This is a genomic window from Ornithinibacillus caprae (assembly GCF_009728145.1).
GTDB classification, from domain to species: domain Bacteria; phylum Bacillota; class Bacilli; order Bacillales; family Amphibacillaceae; genus Ornithinibacillus; species Ornithinibacillus caprae.
Window position 1 is genome coordinate 43,329 of the sequence record NZ_WOCA01000015.1, and the last position, 19,822, is coordinate 63,150.

Annotated in this window: 18 protein-coding genes; all 18 read right to left on the reverse strand. The window is 34.8% G+C overall.

Translation table 11 applies throughout. The annotated features are described in order from the left end of the window. Positions 1–111: 111 nt before the first annotated feature. The 18 genes from GMD78_RS16130 to GMD78_RS16215 all read right to left on the reverse strand — a co-directional run bounded on the left by GMD78_RS16130 (position 112) and on the right by GMD78_RS16215 (position 19,822). Positions 112–966, reverse strand: a complete 855-nt coding sequence (locus GMD78_RS16130) for an STAS domain-containing protein (protein ID WP_155670291.1) — start codon at positions 964–966, stop codon at positions 112–114. Between the two features lie 271 nt (positions 967–1,237). After that, complete coding sequence (locus GMD78_RS16135) at positions 1,238–5,527, reverse strand: PolC-type DNA polymerase III (protein ID WP_155670128.1); 4,290 nt, start codon at positions 5,525–5,527, stop codon at positions 1,238–1,240. Between the two features lie 138 nt (positions 5,528–5,665). Further along, entirely contained in the window at positions 5,666–6,937 is a 1,272-nt protein-coding gene (gene rseP / locus GMD78_RS16140; RefSeq protein ID WP_155670130.1) for an RIP metalloprotease RseP, read from the reverse strand. A gap of 54 nt (positions 6,938–6,991) precedes the next feature. After that, positions 6,992–7,774 (reverse strand): phosphatidate cytidylyltransferase, encoded by a 783-nt coding sequence (locus GMD78_RS16145; protein WP_155670132.1) that lies wholly within the window; start codon positions 7,772–7,774, stop codon positions 6,992–6,994. 15 nt (positions 7,775–7,789) lie between these two features. Then, entirely contained in the window at positions 7,790–8,554 is a 765-nt protein-coding gene (gene uppS / locus GMD78_RS16150) for an undecaprenyl pyrophosphate synthase (RefSeq protein ID WP_155670135.1), read from the reverse strand. A gap of 230 nt (positions 8,555–8,784) precedes the next feature. Further along, on the reverse strand, positions 8,785–9,342 hold the full coding sequence (gene frr / locus GMD78_RS16155) for a ribosome recycling factor (protein ID WP_155670138.1): 558 nt from the start codon (positions 9,340–9,342) through the stop codon (positions 8,785–8,787). 2 nt (positions 9,343–9,344) lie between these two features. Next, positions 9,345–10,067, reverse strand: coding sequence for a UMP kinase (pyrH, locus tag GMD78_RS16160; RefSeq protein ID WP_155670140.1), 723 nt, complete (start codon positions 10,065–10,067; stop codon positions 9,345–9,347). Between the two features lie 106 nt (positions 10,068–10,173). Beyond that, complete coding sequence (tsf, locus tag GMD78_RS16165) at positions 10,174–11,058, reverse strand: translation elongation factor Ts (protein ID WP_155670142.1); 885 nt, start codon at positions 11,056–11,058, stop codon at positions 10,174–10,176. A gap of 92 nt (positions 11,059–11,150) precedes the next feature. Continuing rightward, complete coding sequence (gene rpsB, locus GMD78_RS16170) at positions 11,151–11,900, reverse strand: 30S ribosomal protein S2 (protein ID WP_155670145.1); 750 nt, start codon at positions 11,898–11,900, stop codon at positions 11,151–11,153. 186 nt (positions 11,901–12,086) lie between these two features. Beyond that, positions 12,087–12,572 (reverse strand): DUF6115 domain-containing protein, encoded by a 486-nt coding sequence (locus tag GMD78_RS16175; RefSeq protein ID WP_155670147.1) that lies wholly within the window; start codon positions 12,570–12,572, stop codon positions 12,087–12,089. Positions 12,573–12,582: 10 nt separating this feature from the next. Beyond that, positions 12,583–12,891 (reverse strand): hypothetical protein, encoded by a 309-nt coding sequence (locus tag GMD78_RS16180; RefSeq protein WP_155670149.1) that lies wholly within the window; start codon positions 12,889–12,891, stop codon positions 12,583–12,585. A 21-nt stretch (positions 12,892–12,912) separates the two neighbouring features. Further along, positions 12,913–14,283, reverse strand: a complete 1,371-nt coding sequence (locus tag GMD78_RS16185; RefSeq protein WP_155670151.1) for a flagellar assembly protein A — start codon at positions 14,281–14,283, stop codon at positions 12,913–12,915. A 19-nt stretch (positions 14,284–14,302) separates the two neighbouring features. Continuing rightward, positions 14,303–15,070 (reverse strand): FliA/WhiG family RNA polymerase sigma factor, encoded by a 768-nt coding sequence (locus GMD78_RS16190; protein WP_155670153.1) that lies wholly within the window; start codon positions 15,068–15,070, stop codon positions 14,303–14,305. Between the two features lie 55 nt (positions 15,071–15,125). Further along, on the reverse strand, positions 15,126–15,620 hold the full coding sequence (locus tag GMD78_RS16195) for a chemotaxis protein CheD (RefSeq protein WP_155670155.1): 495 nt from the start codon (positions 15,618–15,620) through the stop codon (positions 15,126–15,128). After that, a complete protein-coding gene (locus GMD78_RS16200) occupies positions 15,613–16,251 on the reverse strand; it encodes a chemotaxis protein CheC (protein ID WP_155670157.1) in 639 nt (212 codons plus the stop codon). Before GMD78_RS16200 ends, GMD78_RS16195 begins: the two co-directional genes overlap by 8 nt. A gap of 4 nt (positions 16,252–16,255) precedes the next feature. After that, positions 16,256–16,726 carry a chemotaxis protein CheW gene (locus tag GMD78_RS16205; RefSeq protein ID WP_155670158.1) on the reverse strand — a complete coding sequence of 157 codons (471 nt, stop codon included), beginning with the start codon at positions 16,724–16,726 and terminating at the stop codon, positions 16,256–16,258. 12 nt (positions 16,727–16,738) lie between these two features. Further along, positions 16,739–18,760, reverse strand: a complete 2,022-nt coding sequence (locus GMD78_RS16210; protein WP_155670160.1) for a chemotaxis protein CheA — start codon at positions 18,758–18,760, stop codon at positions 16,739–16,741. A gap of 12 nt (positions 18,761–18,772) precedes the next feature. Continuing rightward, positions 18,773–19,822, reverse strand: coding sequence for a protein-glutamate methylesterase/protein-glutamine glutaminase (locus GMD78_RS16215; RefSeq protein WP_343042390.1), 1,050 nt, complete (start codon positions 19,820–19,822; stop codon positions 18,773–18,775).

Genomic DNA, 19,822 nt, shown 5'->3' on the forward strand with positions numbered 1-19,822 from the left:
GATGATTTTGGTATGAAAGAAAGAGTGGGGAGTGCCCACTCTTTTAAACGTTCATATCAACACGTTTTTACTATATCATAAGAAGTAAAATTTCGCAACAAAATAAGCTTGTTACTTTTTCGCTTGCAAGTCAACCGTTATATTTCGCTCATCTGACGGAAAGCCAATATTCAAATAATCTCGTAACGCCTTCTGTAATGATCCTTTAGTATCAGCTTTAGATCCAAATGAGATGTCAAGTTTAACGATATCCCGAACAATCTCTGGTCGTAAACCAGTAATAACAGACTTTGTACCCATCATTGAAATTCCGTCTAGCAACTTAAGGAAAAGTTTAATGGATTCAGAATCCATTTCTGCTATTCCCGATAGATCCATAATTAATGTTTGAATCCGTAATTTCCCAATTTCCATAAGTACTTTCTCTTCAATAATTTGTGAACGATATGTATCAATGGTTCCAATCAAAGGTAGAATGCAAACAGATGGTGTGATTGGAATAATTGGAACAGATAAATTATCTACTAACTTCCGCTGACTTTCAATTAGCTCATCCTTATATTTAGAATAACTAATGAAAAAACCATTTAAGAACATATCAATGGAATCATTTATTTTACTTTCCATATCATAAAAATGTTCTCCAACATCAATATTTCCACTTAGTACATCATATTCACGTAAAAACTTCCATAATGTTCTTCTAATTGCTTGGAGCCATTCTAGTTTGAATGCTAGTGTTAGAGAAAACTTCGCCCACAAAACACCTTCTTGTTTTGCGAAGTTAGTCACCTCTTCATAGTCTTCTTCCACGACTAGTAAAACCAATTTATGGGCATTATCTAGTAAATTGATATTTCCAATTAAATGTATTTCATCAATTTTATCTCTTACGTTTACAGCTTCATTTAAAAGATTCTCCTCAAATACTCCTCTATTTATAATTAAAAATTCTCGAATATCCATCGTTTCATTAAAATTAAGATTCAAAATACTCACTTCCTTACTAATATTTCTAGATAAATGTGTCAATGTTATGAATTTTATTATAGCATATTATAGTTTACCTATTAATATAAAAAGCACTAACATCTCTGCTAGTGCTTGTATTTAAATGACTCTTTTTATCCTATAGGAAAGATCCCTATATCAGGTAAATTAAGAGTAAACCATATAAGTTACTACGGAGTCTACGTTAATTATTCATCAAGATTTATTACTTTGAAAATCAATAAACTTAGAATAAAGATAGCTGGTTTTTCTCTGCCATCCCTTCTAGACAACCATGATTATCTAAATACTCTAATACCGTTTTAGAGATCTTACTTCTTTCTCGCAAGTCCTCTTTAGAAAGAAATTCGCCATCCTCTCTCGCATTAACAATGTTGATCGCAGCATTTGTTCCTAGTCCATCTACTGCATTAAAAGGAGGAATTAACGTGTTTCCTTCCACAATAAATTCTGATGCTTTCGATTTATATAAGTTTACTTTTTGGAACGAAAAGCCACGCTCACTCATTTCTAGAGCAATTTCTAGTACTGTTAATAAGTTTTTTTCCTTAGGTGAAGCATCATTTCCTTTTAAGGAGATCTCTTCAATACGCTTTCTAATAGCGTCTGAACCTTTCACCATTGTATTTAAATCAAAGTCTCCAGCTCGTACGGAAAAATAAGCCGCATAGAAATAAATTGGATAGTGAACTTTAAAATAGGCAATGCGAACGGCCATTAATACATATGCGGCAGCATGAGCTTTAGGGAACATGTACTTAATCTTTTTACAAGATTCAATATACCAATCTGGTACACCATGTTTTTTCATTTCAACAATCCATTCATCCTGTAGCCCCTTACCTTTACGAACAAATTCCATAATCTTAAAGGCTAATGAAGCTTCTAGACCTTTATGCATTAAATAGACCATAATATCGTCACGACACCCAATAACATCTGGTAGTTCACAAATACCATCATTAATTAATTCTTGGGCATTTCCTAACCATACATCTGTCCCATGGGAAAGACCAGAAATAATAACAAGTTCAGCAAATGTACTTGGTTTTGTGTCCTCAAGCATTTGACGAACAAACTTCGTTCCAAACTCGGGTACACCTAGTGTTCCTGTCTTACAGTTAATTTGGTCTTCTGTAACACCTAATGACTCTGTACCAGAAAATATTTTCATTACTTCTTTATCATCCGTTGGAATAGTTGTTGGATCAATTCCACTTAAATCCTGCAACATACGTATTACGGTCGGATCATCGTGTCCAAGTATATCTAATTTTAATAAATTATCATGAATGGAATGGAAATCAAAATGTGTTGTTTTCCACTCACTTTTTCGATCATCAGCAGGATATTGAATTGGTGTAAAATCATATATCTCTTTATCGTCAGGTACAACAATGATTCCACCTGGATGTTGTCCTGTAGTACGCTTCACACCAGTACATCCTTGCACTAATCGATCGACTTCTGCATTCTTAAATACTAAAGATTTATCAGATGCATATCCTTTTACATAACCATAAGCAGTCTTTTCTGCAATCGTACCAATTGTACCTGCACGATAAACATTATCTTCACCAAATAAAATCTTTGTATAATTATGTGCATTCGGTTGATACTCCCCTGAGAAGTTGAGATCGATATCCGGAACCTTATCTCCTTTAAACCCTAAAAACGTCTCAAATGGAATATCTTGTCCATCTTTTGTTAAAGGTGTATCACAATGTGGACAATTTTTATCTGGTAAGTCAAATCCACTACCAACCGATCCATCTGTAATCCATTCATTATGATGACAAGTTGGACAAACATAATGTGGAGGTAATGGATTCACCTCGGTGATTTCCGTCATCGTTGCTACTAGCGAGGATCCAACTGAACCTCTTGAACCAACAAGATAACCATCATCTAATGACTTTTTCACTAGCTTGTGAGAAATCAGATAGATAACCGCAAACCCATTACTAATTATACTATCTAATTCTTTTTCTAATCGATCAATAACGATTTGTGGTACTGGCTCCCCATAAATATGCTTCGCACGAGCATAGCACAAATCTCGCATTTCTTGGTCAGCACCTTCAATCGTTGGTGTATACAGCCCGTCCTTAACCGGGGAAACCTCCTCAATAAGTTCCGCTAATGCGTGTGTGTTTGTTACAACAATTTCTTTCGCCTTCTCTTCACCTAAAAAGTTGAAGCATTCAAGCATTTCATTTGTTGTTCTAAACGGTGTGTCTGGAAGTGTAACACGATTCAATGGGTTACCACCTTGCGAAGCTATTAAAATTTGTCGATACAGCTTCTCATGCTCATCAATATAATGAACATTTCCTGTCGCAACAACTGTTTTATTCATTTTAGCACCTAAGTCTACTATTTTTGTAATAATATCTAAAATTTGTGCTTCGTTTTGCACAAGATCTTTTTCAATTAAATGTGTATAGTTGGCTGGTGGCTGTATTTCAATATAATCATAGAATTCTGCAACACTTTCAGCTTCATCTGCTGATTTTTGCATCATCGTTTCAAAGACTTCACCCTGGTCACAAGCAGTCCCTACTAAAACTCCTTCTCTCAGTTTCTGTAATAGAGAACGTGGAATTCTTGGTACCCGGTAAAAATAATCGATATGAGCGTGAGAGACAAGTTTATATAAATTTTTCAATCCCTCTTCATTCTTAGCAATTAAAGTACAATGGAAAGGTCTAGAACGCTGATATGCATTTCCTTCACCCATATGATTATTTAATTGATTATGGTTCGTAATTTCTTTCTCTAATAGCCTTTGAACTAATTTCCATAATAAATAACCCGTTGCCTCTGCATCGTAAATTGCTCTATGGTGTTGTGTTAATTCAATATCTAAATGCTTACACAATGTATTTAGGCGGTGATTCTTCAATTCTGGAAATAAAAATCTAGCCAATTCTAACGTGTCAACAACTGGATTGATAACTTTATCATAGTTAATCTTTTTATACCCTTGATTTAAGAATCCAATATCAAAGCTTGCATTGTGGGCAACTAAAATATCATTGCCACACCACTCATAAAAATCTCTTAAGACATCATCAATCTCGGGAGCATCCTTCACCATATCATCTGTAATACCAGTTAAATCAGTAGTTGTTTGGGATAAAGGGTGGTGTGGATTAGCAAATGATTCAAACCGGTCAACAATTTCCCCACCTTGTATTTTAACCGCAGCCAATTCAATGATCGTATCATAAACGGCAGACAAACCCGTTGTCTCCACGTCAAAAACAATATAGGTACCTGATTCTAAATCTACATCGGTTTCGTTATACGCGATTGGCACACCGTCATCAACAAGGTTAGCTTCTACTCCATACATTACTTTAATTCCATGTTTTTGACCTGCTGAATGAGCATCTGGAAACCCTTGGACCCCCGCATGGTCTGTAATAGCTATTGCCTTATGTCCCCATCTTGCTGCTTGTTCGACAAGACGACTAGGCGAAACAACCGCATCCATTTGACTCATTGTCGAATGAGCATGAAACTCGATTCTTTTTTCATCTTCATTAGCCGTATCTTGACGAGCTTCCACCTTGATTTCATGCATATCATTTGCCATCATAGCTAATTCGTTGGAATACATATCTGTTTGGATGCTTCCGCGTGCTTTAATCCACATACCTTTTTTCAGTTGATCAAATTTAGCTGCGTCTTCGTCCCCTTTTGAGAACATTTTAATTTGTAATGAATCGGTGTAATCTGTAACCTTTGCAATTAATAAGCTTCTACCTGAGCGTAGTTTCCGAATATCAACATCAAACACATAACCCTGTACAGTAATACGACGCTCTTCTTCTTGAATTTCTTCCAAAAGTGTGTGTTCGTCTGGAATTTTATATCCGATCGTAAATGGTTGATCTTCATTTTTCATACGATCTTGATCACGTTTTTCTTTTTCTTGGATCGTCTTCATCACCAATTGCTGATCTTCTAGTGCTTTTTGCTCTCTAAATTTTTGAATTTCTTCATCCTGAGATTTGACTTCTACTTCAAGTGAAGAAAATGGAACTCCTGCCTTTTTACAAAACGAACGGAACTCCTCTTCTAATCTTTTTTTCAAAGCATTACCTTCAGCAATATTTCTTACAGTTAACATAATTTTATTATTGTTAACTACTGGCTTTTGATTGAACACCAAATCTCGATATGCCGGTGACAAGTCATTCGTAGATTGTATAAATAGTTTCCAGTAATCGCATAGTACTTCAGCGTTGCACTGATTATCTAATGTATTTAATGTGATATCTACGGCTGCAATTTGACTAAATGATTCTTGTAGCTTTGCTCGAAACTCCTGATAAACGGCTACAGGTAGTACGCTATTAACTTGTATATAAAAATGCCAGCGTTTCTCATTTTTATATACTACCAATCGCTCCAGTAAACTATCTTTAAAAAATGTTTCGATTTGGTCTGCATTCATCTGTACCTGCTGTAATAAAATATCCATCTTTTCTCGTTTTAAAATGTCCATTCGTATTCCTCCTGTTACAATTTACAGTGTAACGGTAAGATTCATTATATCATTTTTAAACAAGGTAAACCCTTGCCATTTAATAGAAATAGACAAGGGTTTTAAGTCCTTCGTTTCATGATAACTCTTAAAATTATTTTATAAAAATAATCGTTGTATGTCATTCCATGTTACGATTATCATAAGTAACATTAAGAAAGCAAACCCGACAAAATGAAAAATACCTTCCTTTTCTGGTTCCATCGGTTTTCCTCGTATTAGTTCAACCCCTACAAATAATAGACGTCCACCATCTAGTGCAGGAAGTGGAACTAAGTTAATAACACCTAAGTTAATACTTAAGATAGCTGTCCACATAAGAAAATTCATAAACCCAGTTTGAACAACTTGATCTGTTGCGTCATAAATTCCAACAGGACCAGATAGCATATCGATTGAATATTGACCAGTTATTAGCATACCAAGGTTTGTTAAAATAAGGGAAGTTGTATCATAGGTCTGGGTTATACCATACTTAAATGTTCCTAATATGGACTTTTCAAACGCTTGGTAAACACCAATTTGACCAATCGTTTCTTCACCTTCAGGTCCTTCAACAATAACCTCACCAGGAATAACTGTAACAGCCTCTGATTGACCATCCCTTAACACTGTCATATTTAGTTCTTGCCCAGGATTAGCGCGAACAATAGTTGTAAACTCTTCCCACGTAGAAACTGCATTTCCTTCAATTTGTATTACTTCATCACTCGATTGGAATCCAGCTTCCTCAGCAGGACTTCCAGGTTGAATCTCTCCTAATCGCGCTTCCTCCGTTGGAACACCTTGAATTATACCAAGGATCAAGAAAATAAAAATAGCTAAAAGGAAGTTCATCATTGGACCAGCAAATAATTGCATTGCACGTTGGCCAGGTGTTTTAGAAGCAAACTGGCGATCATAAGGAGCTATTTGCGTTTCACGTTCGTCCATGACGAAATAGGCTTTACTGTCTACATCAAATCGTAGTTTTTCATCCTGTTCATCTATTTCATATCCTTCAATAATTAAATCATGATCTAAATCAACTCGTTCTACTTCAATGACACGAGCATTAGGATGTTTGGATTTGTTGTTAACGATGATTTTGTTAACTTTTCCAGATTCATTGAACTCCAAACCAATATGATGACCAGGCTTTAAATCAATAATTTCTGGATCTTCACCTGCCACCCTTACATAACCACCAATAGGGAGCAATCGTATCGTATAAACTGTTTCATTTTTAGTAAATGCAAAGATCTTTGGACCAAACCCGATTGCAAATTCACGAGCAAGCATTCCAGCACGTTTTGCAAAGATCAAATGACCAAACTCATGAATAAAAACGAGCAATCCAAACATGAAAATAAATGCAATAACCGTATTCAAATAGATACACCTTCCTTTTATGGGCTAGGGATTAATAGCTTATCCGATTTTTCGTTAAAAGAAATAAATGAAGTGTAGCATTGGAAAAACAAATAATAAGCTATCAAAGCGATCAAGGATACCGCCATGACCCGGTAATAAATTCCCTGAATCTTTCACATCATAATGTCGTTTAAAAGCAGATTCCACTAGATCGCCGATCTGGCCAAATATCGATACTAAAATAGACACGATAATAATGATACCTATAGTATATGACATAGGAAAAATTAAATGATAGATAACTCCCACCACCATAGCTAGTAAAATACCACCTATAGCTCCCTCTATCGTTTTGTTAGGACTAATTTGTGGCCAAAGCTTCCTCTTACCAAATGAACGACCAGAAAAATATGCTCCTGTATCTGTAGCCCATACAACAAGTAACACATAAAAAATCGGAGCTAGTCCATTTTCAAGTCTTGTTTCATGAAAAAAAAGAAAACCAGTACCCACATATAGAGCAGCCAGTAAAATAAAACCAGTATCATCAAAGGTGAATTTATTTTTCACAAGCACAGTATATGAAAGTAGTAGCATAACAAAAATCATGATAAATTGTGTTTTATTAAACCACATAAATGCCTCTGATGTTTGTGGGAGAATAATCAACCATACTAATCCAATTGCTAAAAAAGATGGAACAGAAACAATAGGAATTTTATGCATTTTCATTAATTCGATTAACCCTATTGTTGCCAAGAGATAAATAAGAATAGAAAAAGGCAAGTTCCCATATATAACAATTGGTATAAATACGATAAGAGCTATAACTGCTGTTTGAATACGTTGTTTCATTTACCTTTCATCACCTTATATACCTCCGTAACGTCTTTTTCGATGTTGATAGTCAAGGAGTGCTTGTTTGAAAATATCCTCACTAAAATCTGGCCAAAGTACATCTGTAAACCAAAATTCAGTATATGCCAACTGCCATAATAAGAAATTACTCAAACGCATTTCTCCACTAGTTCGAATTAATAAATCTGGATCTGATAAACCATTTGTATATAGATATTCTGAAAACAAATTTTCATCTATCTCATCTATAGAAATTTTTGCATGATCTGCATCTGACATAATTAGTTTTATTGCACGCATAATTTCATATCTACTTCCATAGTTTAAAGCAAAATTTAATAATAAGCCATTATTATCTTTCGTTTGTTCTTTGGCATATTGTATAGCTTCTTTTGTATAATCTGGTAATGTATTAAAGTCACCAATAGTCTCAATTCGTACATTATTCTCCATTAGCTCTGGTAAATAAATATGTAGAAATTCTTTAGGTAAACGCATAATGAATTCTATCTCAGATTTAGGTCTTTTCCAGTTTTCTGTGGAAAATGCAAAAAGCGTAAGAATTTTAATATCATAATTCACAGCTGCCTTTACTGTGTTTCTCACGACATCCATTCCCTCTTTATGACCAGCAACACGAGGTAACCCTTTTTTTTGAGCCCAGCGGCCATTACCGTCCATAATAATCGCTACATGTTCTGGTACGTTTACTAGCTCAGAGTCGTTCTCAGGTTGTGATTGTTTATTTTTTTTAAAAAAAGGAAGTCTCATTGACATATTTTGTCCTCCGAACCCTGGTAATAATCCCAATCTATTCTTTCTTACATTATAATTATATGTATGTAAATGTAGGTATAACATGCTATGTATTAAAGTAAATAAAAATTAGTATAACACGTAATGCATATTTATTATAACGATATTTTCATAAGAATACAAAAACCCTCTTAAACAAGAGGGCTTTTGCTTCTTATTTTAGCTAAATACGTTATGGAAGAAATCAATGATTAAACTTCCATAATTTCTTCTTCTTTATTTTTAGCAAGTTGATCTATTTCAGCGATGTGTTTGTCTGTTTCTTTTTGCACTTCATCTTGTGAAATTCGTAGTTCATCCTCAGTTAAGTCGCCATTCTTTTCGGCTTTCTTAAGTTGATCGTTTGCATCACGACGAGCATTTCTAACTTGCACTCGAAATTCCTCAGCAAATTTCCCTACAACTTTAACTAAGTCCTTACGACGTTCCTCAGTTAATGCAGGAATATTAATACGAATTACATTTCCATCACTTGAAGGAGACAATCCTAGGTCTGCTTTCTGAATTGCTTTTTCGATATCTCCAATTGCACTCTTATCATAAGGAGTAATAACAAGTAAACGTGCTTCTGGAGCAGAAATTGTAGCTAATTGATTCAATGGAGTTGAAGCACCATAATAATCAACAAACACACTATCTAATAAACTAGGGTTTGCTCGACCTGCTCTTACAGTTGCCAAATTCCTAGAAAACGCTTGTACAGCTTGATTCATTTTATCCTTGCTTTGCTTTAAAATAGCATCTGTCATTTTTATTTCCCCCTTATTGTTGTTCCTATTTCTTCACCTTGAACAACTCTTTTAATATTTCCTTCTTCTGTTATTGAAAATACAACCAACGGAATATCATTATCCATACATAAAGATGATGCAGTTGAGTCCATTACACCTAGACCCTCATTTAACATTTCCATATACGATAGGTTATCGTATTTTTCAGCATCTTTATTAATTTTTGGATCATCAGTATAGACACCATCAACATTATTTTTCGCCATTAGTATAACTTCAGCTTCTATTTCTGCTGCACGTAAAGCTGCAGTTGTATCTGTTGAAAAATAAGGGTTTCCAGTACCAGCTGCAAAGATGACAACCCGTTTCTTTTCTAAGTGGCGGATGGCTTTTCTTCTAATATATGGCTCTGCAACTTGGCGCATTTCAATAGAAGTTTGTACGCGTGTTGGGATACCAATTGTTTCTAGACTATCCTGTAGTGCTAGTGAATTCATTACAGTAGCTAACATTCCCATGTAATCGGCATTCGCACGGTCCATACCCATTTCACTTCCGACTTTTCCACGCCAAATATTACCACCACCAACAACAACAGCTACTTCAACACCAAGTTCAGCAACTTCCTTTACTTGTTGAGCTATTGATTGGATTACTTTTGGTTCAATGCCATAACCCTGTTGTCCACTTAAAGCTTCTCCACTTAATTTTAACACAATTCTACGGTAACGAGCTGTTGTCATAATAACCTCCAAAGAAATTTAATGATTTATTCCTTACTATAATTATCTGTCTTATTTGCTTCTTCATGGAGAAATAGGGAACAAAAGATGTCCCCTACTTAAGAAATTATTTTTTCACTTGGCTCATTACTTCTTCTGCGAAGTTTTCTTCGCGTTTTTCCATACCTTCTCCCACTTCATAACGTACAAAAGTTTTCACAGTAGCACCTTTATCAGCTACAAATTTTTTCACTTTTTGATCTGGATCTTTTACGAAATTTTGCTCAAGTAAGCAAATTTCTTCAAAGAATTTCCCAAGACGACCTTCAACCATTTTTTCAACAATATTTTCAGGTTTACCTTCGTTTAATGCTTGTGTTTTTAATACTTCACGCTCATGTGCAACTTCTTCTTCTGAAACTTCATCACGAGAAACGTATTTAGGATTTACAGCTGCCGCGTGCATAGCAACGTCTTTCGCAACAGATTCATCAGTAGTTCCTTCAAGTAAAGTTAGAACCCCAATGCGTCCACCCATATGAAGGTATGCACCAAATGCATCATTATCTGTTTTTGTTATAACAGTAAAGCGACGAAGTGAAATTTTCTCACCAATTTTAGCTACTGCAGAGTTAATGTAAGTTTCTACAGTATCTCCGTCACCATGTAATGGTTGTTGAAGAGCTTCCTCTACAGTAGAAGGCTTTTGCTCAACTAAATGTTTTCCTAAATCTGCAAGTAGGTTTTTGAATTGATCATTTTTAGTAACAAAATCCGTTTCACAGTTTACTTCAAGTAACACTGCTGTATTTCCATCTACTTCAATATATGTAGAACCTTCTGCTGCGATACGATCTGCTTTTTTAGCTGCTTTTGCAATACCTTTTTCACGTAAGTAATCAATTGCTTTATCAAGATCACCATCTGTTTCAGTAAGTGCTTTTTTACAATCCATCATACCAGCGCCTGTTTTTTCGCGTAATTCTTTTACCATTTTAGCTGTAATAGCCATTGTAATTCCTCCTTGATTGTTAAGATTATAAGTTTTTAAAAAAGGGTGATAAAAGGCTTATCCTCTTATCACCCCGACCTTTTTAAAAAGAATTAGTTCTGTTCTACTTCTTCTTTTTCAGCAGTAACAGTTTCTTCTGTTTGAACTTCTTCCATTTCTTCCCCTTGTTTAACTTCTAAAATAGCATCTGCCATTTTACCAGTTAAAAGTTTAACGGCGCGAATTGCGTCATCATTAGCAGGGATTACATAATCGATTTCATCCGGATCACAGTTTGTATCAACAATACCAATGATTGGGATGTTTAATTTATGTGCTTCTGCAATCGCAATACGTTCTTTACGTGGGTCGATTACAAATAATGCATCTGGAAGTTTCTTCATATCTTTAATTCCACCAAGGAATTTAACAAGACGTTCTTTTTCTTTCAACAAGCCAACTACTTCTTTTTTAGGAAGTACTTCAAACGTTCCATCCTCTTCCATACGCTCGATATCGATTAAACGGTTGATACGTTTGCGAATAGTTTGGAAGTTAGTTAATGTACCACCTAACCAGCGTTGGTTAACAAAGTACATACCAGAACGAATTGCTTCTTCTTTCACAGAATCTTGCGCTTGTTTCTTTGTACCTACGAAAAGAATTGTACCGCCATTTGCAGCGATTTCCTTTACATAGTTATATGCTTCATCTACCTTTTTAACCGTCTTTTGTAGGTCGATGATGTAAATACCGTTACGCTCTGTGAAGATATATTTCTTCATCTTAGGGTTCCAACGGCGTGTCTGATGTCCAAAATGTACACCAGCTTCTAGCAATTGCTTCATAGAAATTACTGACATAATGTTTCCTCCTAAATGGTTTTTATCCTCCGTTTGTATCATTTTTGTATAAGACCTTTCATAAGAATGGCACCAATATACAAATTAACAAACGTGTGTTTTTTTACATGCTCACTCAAATTAGTAAACATTATTTACACCAAAAATAAATATATCATACAGAACACCTGTAATCAAGCAAAAATATTATTTTTTTCCATGTAATTTAATAGTTAATGCTACTTCAGTTTTACCACAGTTTAATTTTCGAGCTATTTCTTCTTCTGATAAACCAGTTTGATGTAATTGTAATATTCTTGCTTGCAATGATGCTTGTACTTCGTCATTCATCGTATCCAATTTTGATGCTACATATTTATCATCATTCTCTTCAATTCTACCTTCTACCGTATCTTGTTTCGTTTCTATTATCTGCATATGCTGATCTAAGTCACGATCCTTATTTGGTGAAGGATCTAGTCTATTTTCTTTCTTCACTATATGGTTAGCAGAAATTTCATCTTGTAGCCGTTTGTTTTCTGCCTTTATTTCCTCTAAATAGGATTCCAACAAATTCGGAATCTCTGAACTAGTTTCATCATTTTTCCCTTGTAGTTGCTTGAGTAAAAAGAAAAGACCACTTAGCGTAATAATATGTAATAAAAAACTAATAATCAGTAAAAAAGATGTCATAAAATCCCTTCTATCCCGTGAAGTCAAACTTATTCCCTAAATAAGGATGATCTATAGATTGCTTCTTATTTTTTGTTGAATTTTTCCTCTGCGTATCATGTTGATTAGTAGTACTGTTATTTTCCTCATCTTCTAGCTTAGTTTTTGCTACATCTTCCTGTTGCTGTACCTTTTTACGTTTTAATTCTTCTTGTTTTAATTGACTTTGTACAAGTGATTCCTGGAAATGTTGATTCTGCTTTAACATTTGGTCTTGTAGTTTTCCTGCATCCTGTGTTCTTGGAAGTGCCACTTGTAATTCTATTGATTTCCAACTCAATTAGAAACACCCTCTCCATAGTTACAAGCTAATACTGATGATCTCATGATGATCCAGTTTCATTTGTATATGTTGATGGACGGTATTAATTGTTTTTTTGTACTTACCAAAACTAACCATAACATTCGGGTATAAATACGTATTAACAATTAATTTAGCCTGTTTCTCATCGCCTAAGTTTGAATTAATATCCTCAAGCATCTTATTAACTTCTGTTATCTTTTGGGTTGTTTGTTGATAGGTGTGTTTTTGTCTAAGCAAGGCAATTCTTAATTTTGGGTTATCTTGAATGTCGTTTCTTTCTTTTAATTTATTTCCAATTATATTTAATTTCGTCAAGGAATCTAATAATTCCTCTTTTTTAAGTAGTAATTCTTCTTCTTTTTCACGTTGAAGTTTATTAACTCCAAAGCTAATTTCTGTTTTAGTTTGTAATTTGTTTCCTATCTCTTTTGCTTCGATAAACTCACCAGCTGAAACACTACCACCAATAATATTACCACGTTGGCAAAACACCTGATTTCCCGCTGTACTAACACTATGCATGATTGAATTTTCTACATATAAGTTCTTTCCTGCATTCACTATACCCTGATTGATATAACCAATATGTATATTTTCTGCAGCTGTTATACTGCCTTTTTGCAATCCCGATAAACCTCCAGAAATATAAATAGAACCACCAGCATCTATTTCTGCTGCTTCAACCATCCCAAACACCTTAACATCTCCTAAGGCTTTAATCCTATACCCAGAAGGAACATTCCCATGAACAATGATCGAACCAATAAAATCTAAATTTCCATCTTTCATAGATAAAGTATCATGTACTTCAAATACCTCATGTACGTCAATATAGTTTCCTTTCAAACTAACTTGTCCATCTGAAGTAGCATAAAATGATTGGGTGTCCTCTTTAAATTCAACATTTTTTCTAGCGGTAATGGTTAGAGCCTTCCCTGGCTTTGCCTGTACAATATTCCCAAAGATATCCTTTCCATTGATACCGTTTGTAGGAGGAATTACTTCTGCTAACTTCTCCCCATCTGTAACCGAAGGAATACGCATGACATCACGAAAATTCCAAGCATTATCTTTGTCAACGTCAGAATTAAGGTCAAATGCATATTGTATTTTACCGTCAATTCCCACTTGTGCAGGTGTTCCTTTAGAAACAACAATAGGAAATTGATCCTTAGGCATTCTTTTAGATAATAATGTAACATGATGCTCAATAATTCCATAAACAATATTATGTTCACGAAGATATTGAGTGATTTCTTCGTACGCTACATCAATATCTTCTTCATGATATGACTCTGTGCAATCAATTTCTGCAAACATATAATCATGGGAAATTTTTAGAGTGAAATGTTCGTGAATCTGCCCCATGTTCTTCCCCTCTTTGGTGTTATATTTTTTCTAGTATCCCTCTTAGTTTCACAACAGCTTTCTTATGAATTTGAGAAATTCTAGATGTTGTTAATCCTAATACGTGTCCTATTTCTGTAAACGTTAATTCTTCATTATAAAATAAACTAATGATCATTTGTTCGTTTTCATTTAATGATTTGATCCCCATAGCAAGATCCTTATTTAACTCAGATTTTACTATATTTTCATCTGGAGAGGATGCAGATCTATCTGGTATGGAATACCCTATACCTTCTTTATGATCAAATGAACCATCCTTGGGTTTTTCTTCAATAGAAAGAACGTTTGCAAATAAGGAATCACGGATCAATGTTTCTACTTCTTTAACCGGGAGTTCTGCAGCCGTAGCAATTTCTTGTAAAGTTGGTTCTCTTTGGTTGGATTGCTCTAATTGTTGAGAGATTTGATCAACCTTCTTTGCTTTGTCTCTAATAGACCTAGGTAGCCAATCTTCCTTACGCAATCCATCCATAATGGCACCACGAATTCGAAACGAGGCGTACGTCTCAAATTTCAAATCCCGATCAATCTCGAATTTTTTTAATGCATCATATAAACCCATTAAACCGAGGCTTTTTAAGTCATCTTTTTGAACACTACTTGGTAGATGACTAGCCGTTCTGTCGACGTGAAAGTTTACTAAATACATGTAATTTTTTATTAGTTCATTTGCTGCTTCATTATCTTTCTCTTCTAACCATTTATTCCATAATCCTTGCTCTAGAGGAGATCTAGTTTTTTTCAATTTTCATCTACTCCTCCCTAGTTTTTTGCGTTTTTCGTATTACCATAAATGATAATTAAATAATCGCTTCACCTTTAGAAACAGTTCGTATCTTCAATTCACCAGTATCTGGATCAAAATCTATTGTGCGACCACAATTGCCGCCAACATCAGATGCTACAACTGGAATATGATATTTACTGAGCCTTTTTAAAACCGCTTCTACATTCCGCCTTCCAATTCGGATCGTATCATTGGAAGAAAATTGAAACATTTGTGCTCCACCAGCGATTTTAGCCTTTAAAGCAAATTTCCTTACACCGTTTTCTAACAATTTCTCCATCATATTATCTATTGCCGTATCCGCATATTTAAATGCATTAAAATTTGTCTGTTTAGCTAAATTTGAATCTGGTAACATAATATGAGCTAGTCCAGCTGTTTTTTTAGGTAAATCATAAATAACAATTCCAACACAGGAACCTAATCCGGTTGTTCGAATGGTATTAGGTGCCGTAACAATATTAACATCAGCTATTCCTACTTTTACGATTGATTTTATCTCATTCATTTTCATTAATTCCTAGCGCACGAAAAATTTTTTCGAAGGATTCTGGTCCTGGAAGAAATAAAAATTGACCATTAATACCATTTTTCAAATTTGCATCATTTATTTTTGTATCAATAATAATGGCATAGTCGGTCGCGTGAGATATTTCTAATAATCCTACAGAAAGAATAGCACCTGCCATATCAACACTGAAGTGTGGTATCGAGGTATTCATATTAAGGTTTGTAAAGTCAGAAAGCGCTGATAAATAAGATCCTGCTAATATATTCCCTGTTTCCTTCAAAGCAGAGATAGCAAAGTCGTTACAAGTGCCATCTTCATGAAATAGCCTTTGCTTTGAATTTGATGTGATATGTTTCACTAAAGATTCTGCTTCATCTACCGTAAATAAAAGGTAAACCATCCCAGGTGCTTCTCCCTGTATTTGAAATAATATAGCTACTACTAAGGATTCTGCTCCACCAATCATATCCATTACTTCATCAAATTCAATGATGCTAACATTTGGTACTTGCATATCAATTTTTTCATTGATTAATTTTGACATGGAAGTAGCTGCATTACCAGCACCAATATTGCCAATTTCTCGTAAAGCGTCTAATTGAATAGTGGATAAGTGATTATAGTTCATTAGCTTAACCTTCTACTGTTTTTAACTCTTTCATTTCTTCGGTTGTTAATACTTTTTGCAAATCAAGTAATATTAATAAACGGTTTTCTAATTTAGCAACACCTTCGATATAATCAACGTCAACTGCTCCAACTACCTCCGGTGCAGGTTCAATTACGTTTACAGGGATATCGATAACATCATTTGCTGCATCAACAATTAACCCTACCTCCATATCATCAAGAGATACAATAATAATACGTGTTGATTCATTATAATCTGTAGCTTCAATACCGAAACGTACTCTTAAATCAATAATTGGAGTTACAACACCACGTAAATTAACAACACCTTTTACAAAATCAGCAGTTTGTGGAACCCTTGTAATTTTCATTAATCTCTCGATGGATCCAACTTGTTTCACTGGTACCGCGAACTCTTCATCTTTTAATTGAAATACAATAACCTTTTGTTCCAACATTGTCTCATTTTCCATAATTATTACCCCCTATTTAATAAGTGCATTACTGTCAATAATTAATGCTACTTCCCCATCTCCTAAAATTGTCGCACCTGAAATTGCAAAAGCATTTGTTAAGTAGTTTCCTAGCGACTTTAATACGACTTCCTGTTGACCTATAAAGGAATCTACAACCAAACCTGCCATTTTATCCCCTTTTTTAACAATAACGACGGATACATAATCACTATTATTCTGACTGGAGTCTAAAACAGAGAAAATGTCTTTCAAGTATGCTAAAGGTACCACTTCCCCTCTGAAATCTATAACATGTTTGTTGTGTGCTGAAAGAATTTGATCTTTATGCATAATGGCAGTTTCGATAATTGATGATAATGGAATCGCATATTTTTCATTATCTAATTCTACTAATAAGACAGAAATAATCGATAAGGTTAAAGGAAGTTGAATAGAAAATATCGATCCTTCATTAAGACTTGAATCAATAGAAATGCTTCCACCCAATGATTCAATCGTATTTTTTACAACATCCAATCCTACACCTCGGCCAGATATATCCGAAATTTTCTCCGCAGTAGAAAAACCACTTGACATTATAAGTTCATAAATCTGTTGGTCGGTTAAGGTATCAATCTCAGACTCGGTTATAATTCCATTCGTTAGAGCTTTAGATAATACTTTCTCTTTATTAATACCAGCACCATCATCTGATATTTCTATAAACACATGATTACCGCTATGATAAGCTTCTAGTTTAATTGTCCCTTGTTCAGGCTTTCCTTTTTCTCTTCTTACCTGAGGTGTTTCAATGCCATGGTCAATCGCATTACGTAGTAAATGTACCAATGGGTCTCCGATTTCATCAATTACCGTTCGATCTAATTCTGTATCTGCTCCAATGATTTCAAGTTCGATATCCTTCTGTAATTCACGTGCTAAATTTCGAATCATTCTTGGGAATCTACTAAACACTTGGTCAATTGGTACCATACGCATCGTTAATATTATATTTTGTAAATTGCCAGAAACTCGTGACATACGTTCAACTGTCTCTTGCAAGTCATGATGTTGTAGCTCACCAGCAATTTGTTCTAATCTTCCTCGATCAATTACAAGCTCTTCGAATAAGTTCATTAACACATCCAAACGATCGATATTAACTCTAATCGTTTTAGAAGTTGAATTAGTAGCTTTACCTGTTTGTTTTTCTTTTTCTACCTGTTTCAATTCTGATTGTTCAACAGCTGGCACGGTTTCTTTTTGCTGTTTATTCTCTATAAATTTAGCTACTGAGAAATGGTTAATGGATACTTGCTCTATTTCAGATACTTTTAATATTTTTTCCTTGATCTCAGCTTCAGGTTGCTCGGAAACTAGAATTAAGCTAAATGAAACGTCAAAATTCTCTTCCTCTAAATCACTTACAGACGGCTCCGATCGAATGACTTCTCCTATCTTTTCTAAAACTTCGAAAACCATAAAAACACGGGCACCTTTAAGTAGACAATCTTCTCTTAATGTAACGGTTATTTCATAGTTTGAGAAACCGCGTTCTGATGACTCATTTAATATCGAAAGTTCGAATTCATCAAGTGATGGTATGGTTTGTAAATTACTTGATATTACTTGTTCTTCAACTTCGGTAGTAGCTACTGCAGGAGGTAATGAATCACCATTTTCAATCGCTTCCAATTTAGCAGAAATTGGACCAACCTCTCTTGCACCATTACTACCATTAGAAATATTCTCTACCATTGCATTTAAGCTGTCTACTGTTTCAAATAAGGTGTCGATCATGTTTGGGTTAACAGCTATTTTTTCATACCGAATACCATCAAAAATATTCTCTAACTTATGTGTGAGATTTGCTATATCCTGAAACCCCATTGTAGCAGACATCCCCTTTAAGGTATGTGCCGCCCTAAAAATTTCATCAATAATCGATTTTTCATTAGGGTTCTTCTCTAAATCTAGCAATTTTTTATATAGAACTTCTAAATGCTCTGTACTCTCATCAATAAACACATCCATATATTGTGCTGTATCCATCCTAATTCCCCCCTAAACTAAACGCTTTGTTATAGAATCTATCATTTGTCCAACCTGTTGAATATGTAGTATATAATTAACCACGTTTGTTTTGATGGCTGATTTTGGCATACCATAGACAACGGAAGATTCTTCAGATTCAGCAATAACAATCGTATTAGGATCTACATCCTTTAACCGTTTGACCCCAACGGAACCATCACTACCCATTCCAGTTAATACAACTGCTATTTTATTTACTCGCTTCATATTAGTAAGTGATTCAAATAGAACATCTACCGAAGGCTTATGTAAATAACCTTGGCTTTCTTCAGATAATTCAATTGCATACGCTGTACCAACATTTCGAATTTTCATATGAAAGCTTCCCGGTGCAATATATGCTGTTCGGTCCTTGATGATTTCTCCATGCGTTGCTTCTTTTACATGGATATGGGTTTTAATATTCAGTCGTTCAGCAAGTGACTTCGTAAACCCCCGAGGCATATGTTGGGCAATTAATATCGGTGTATCAAATTCCACTGGTAAACTAGTTAGAACTGTTTGCAATGCCCTAGGTCCACCTGTAGAAGATCCAATGGCAATGATTGATTTCTTATGTGGCTGTTGAGCTTGTTGTAGTTTAGGGTGTGGCTTCACATGCCTTGTTTGTGTTGTTAATTGAGCTTGTGAAGCTGCTAACACCTTATCAATTATTTCTTGTTTAATCGTATTTATGTCTAAAGAAATAGAACCAGACGGCTTGGTAATGAAGTCAACCGCACCATTTGAAATTGCTTGAACAGTTTTCGAAGCTCCTTCAGCAGTTACGCTTGAAAGCATAACGATAGGTAACGGATTTTCCTTCATGATCGTTGCTAAAGCAGTAATGCCATCCATTTTAGGCATTTCTACATCTAACGTTACAACATCCGGCTTCCATCTCTTTATCTTCTGTATGCCCTCTTCACCATTTCGAGCTGTAGCAATCACATTTATTCGATTATCACTTTCTAAAATGTCTGTTATCATTTTGCGCATAAATGCCGAATCATCCACTACAATAACACGAATAGGTTTCAC

Bases quoted from the DNA above. Each gene is read 5' to 3' on its own strand.
- uppS (WP_155670135.1), bottom strand. From the start codon at position 8,554: ATGTCAATGAGACTTCCTTTTTTTAAAAAAAATAAACAATCACAACCT.
- GMD78_RS16185 (WP_155670151.1), bottom strand. From the start codon at position 14,283: ATGGGGCAGATTCACGAACATTTCACTCTAAAAATTTCCCATGATTAT.
- rpsB (WP_155670145.1), bottom strand. From the start codon at position 11,900: ATGTCAGTAATTTCTATGAAGCAATTGCTAGAAGCTGGTGTACATTTT.
- GMD78_RS16145 (WP_155670132.1), bottom strand. From the start codon at position 7,774: ATGAAACAACGTATTCAAACAGCAGTTATAGCTCTTATCGTATTTATA.
- GMD78_RS16210 (WP_155670160.1), bottom strand. From the start codon at position 18,760: ATGGATACAGCACAATATATGGATGTGTTTATTGATGAGAGTACAGAG.
- GMD78_RS16135 (WP_155670128.1), bottom strand. From the start codon at position 5,527: ATGGACATTTTAAAACGAGAAAAGATGGATATTTTATTACAGCAGGTA.
- GMD78_RS16130 (WP_155670291.1), bottom strand. From the start codon at position 966: ATGGATATTCGAGAATTTTTAATTATAAATAGAGGAGTATTTGAGGAG.
- GMD78_RS16175 (WP_155670147.1), bottom strand. From the start codon at position 12,572: ATGACATCTTTTTTACTGATTATTAGTTTTTTATTACATATTATTACG.
- GMD78_RS16205 (WP_155670158.1), bottom strand. From the start codon at position 16,726: ATGGAAAATGAGACAATGTTGGAACAAAAGGTTATTGTATTTCAATTA.
- frr (WP_155670138.1), bottom strand. From the start codon at position 9,342: ATGACAGATGCTATTTTAAAGCAAAGCAAGGATAAAATGAATCAAGCT.
- GMD78_RS16195 (WP_155670155.1), bottom strand. From the start codon at position 15,620: ATGAATGAGATAAAATCAATCGTAAAAGTAGGAATAGCTGATGTTAAT.
- pyrH (WP_155670140.1), bottom strand. From the start codon at position 10,067: ATGACAACAGCTCGTTACCGTAGAATTGTGTTAAAATTAAGTGGAGAA.
- tsf (WP_155670142.1), bottom strand. From the start codon at position 11,058: ATGGCTATTACAGCTAAAATGGTAAAAGAATTACGCGAAAAAACAGGC.
- GMD78_RS16200 (WP_155670157.1), bottom strand. From the start codon at position 16,251: ATGAACTATAATCACTTATCCACTATTCAATTAGACGCTTTACGAGAA.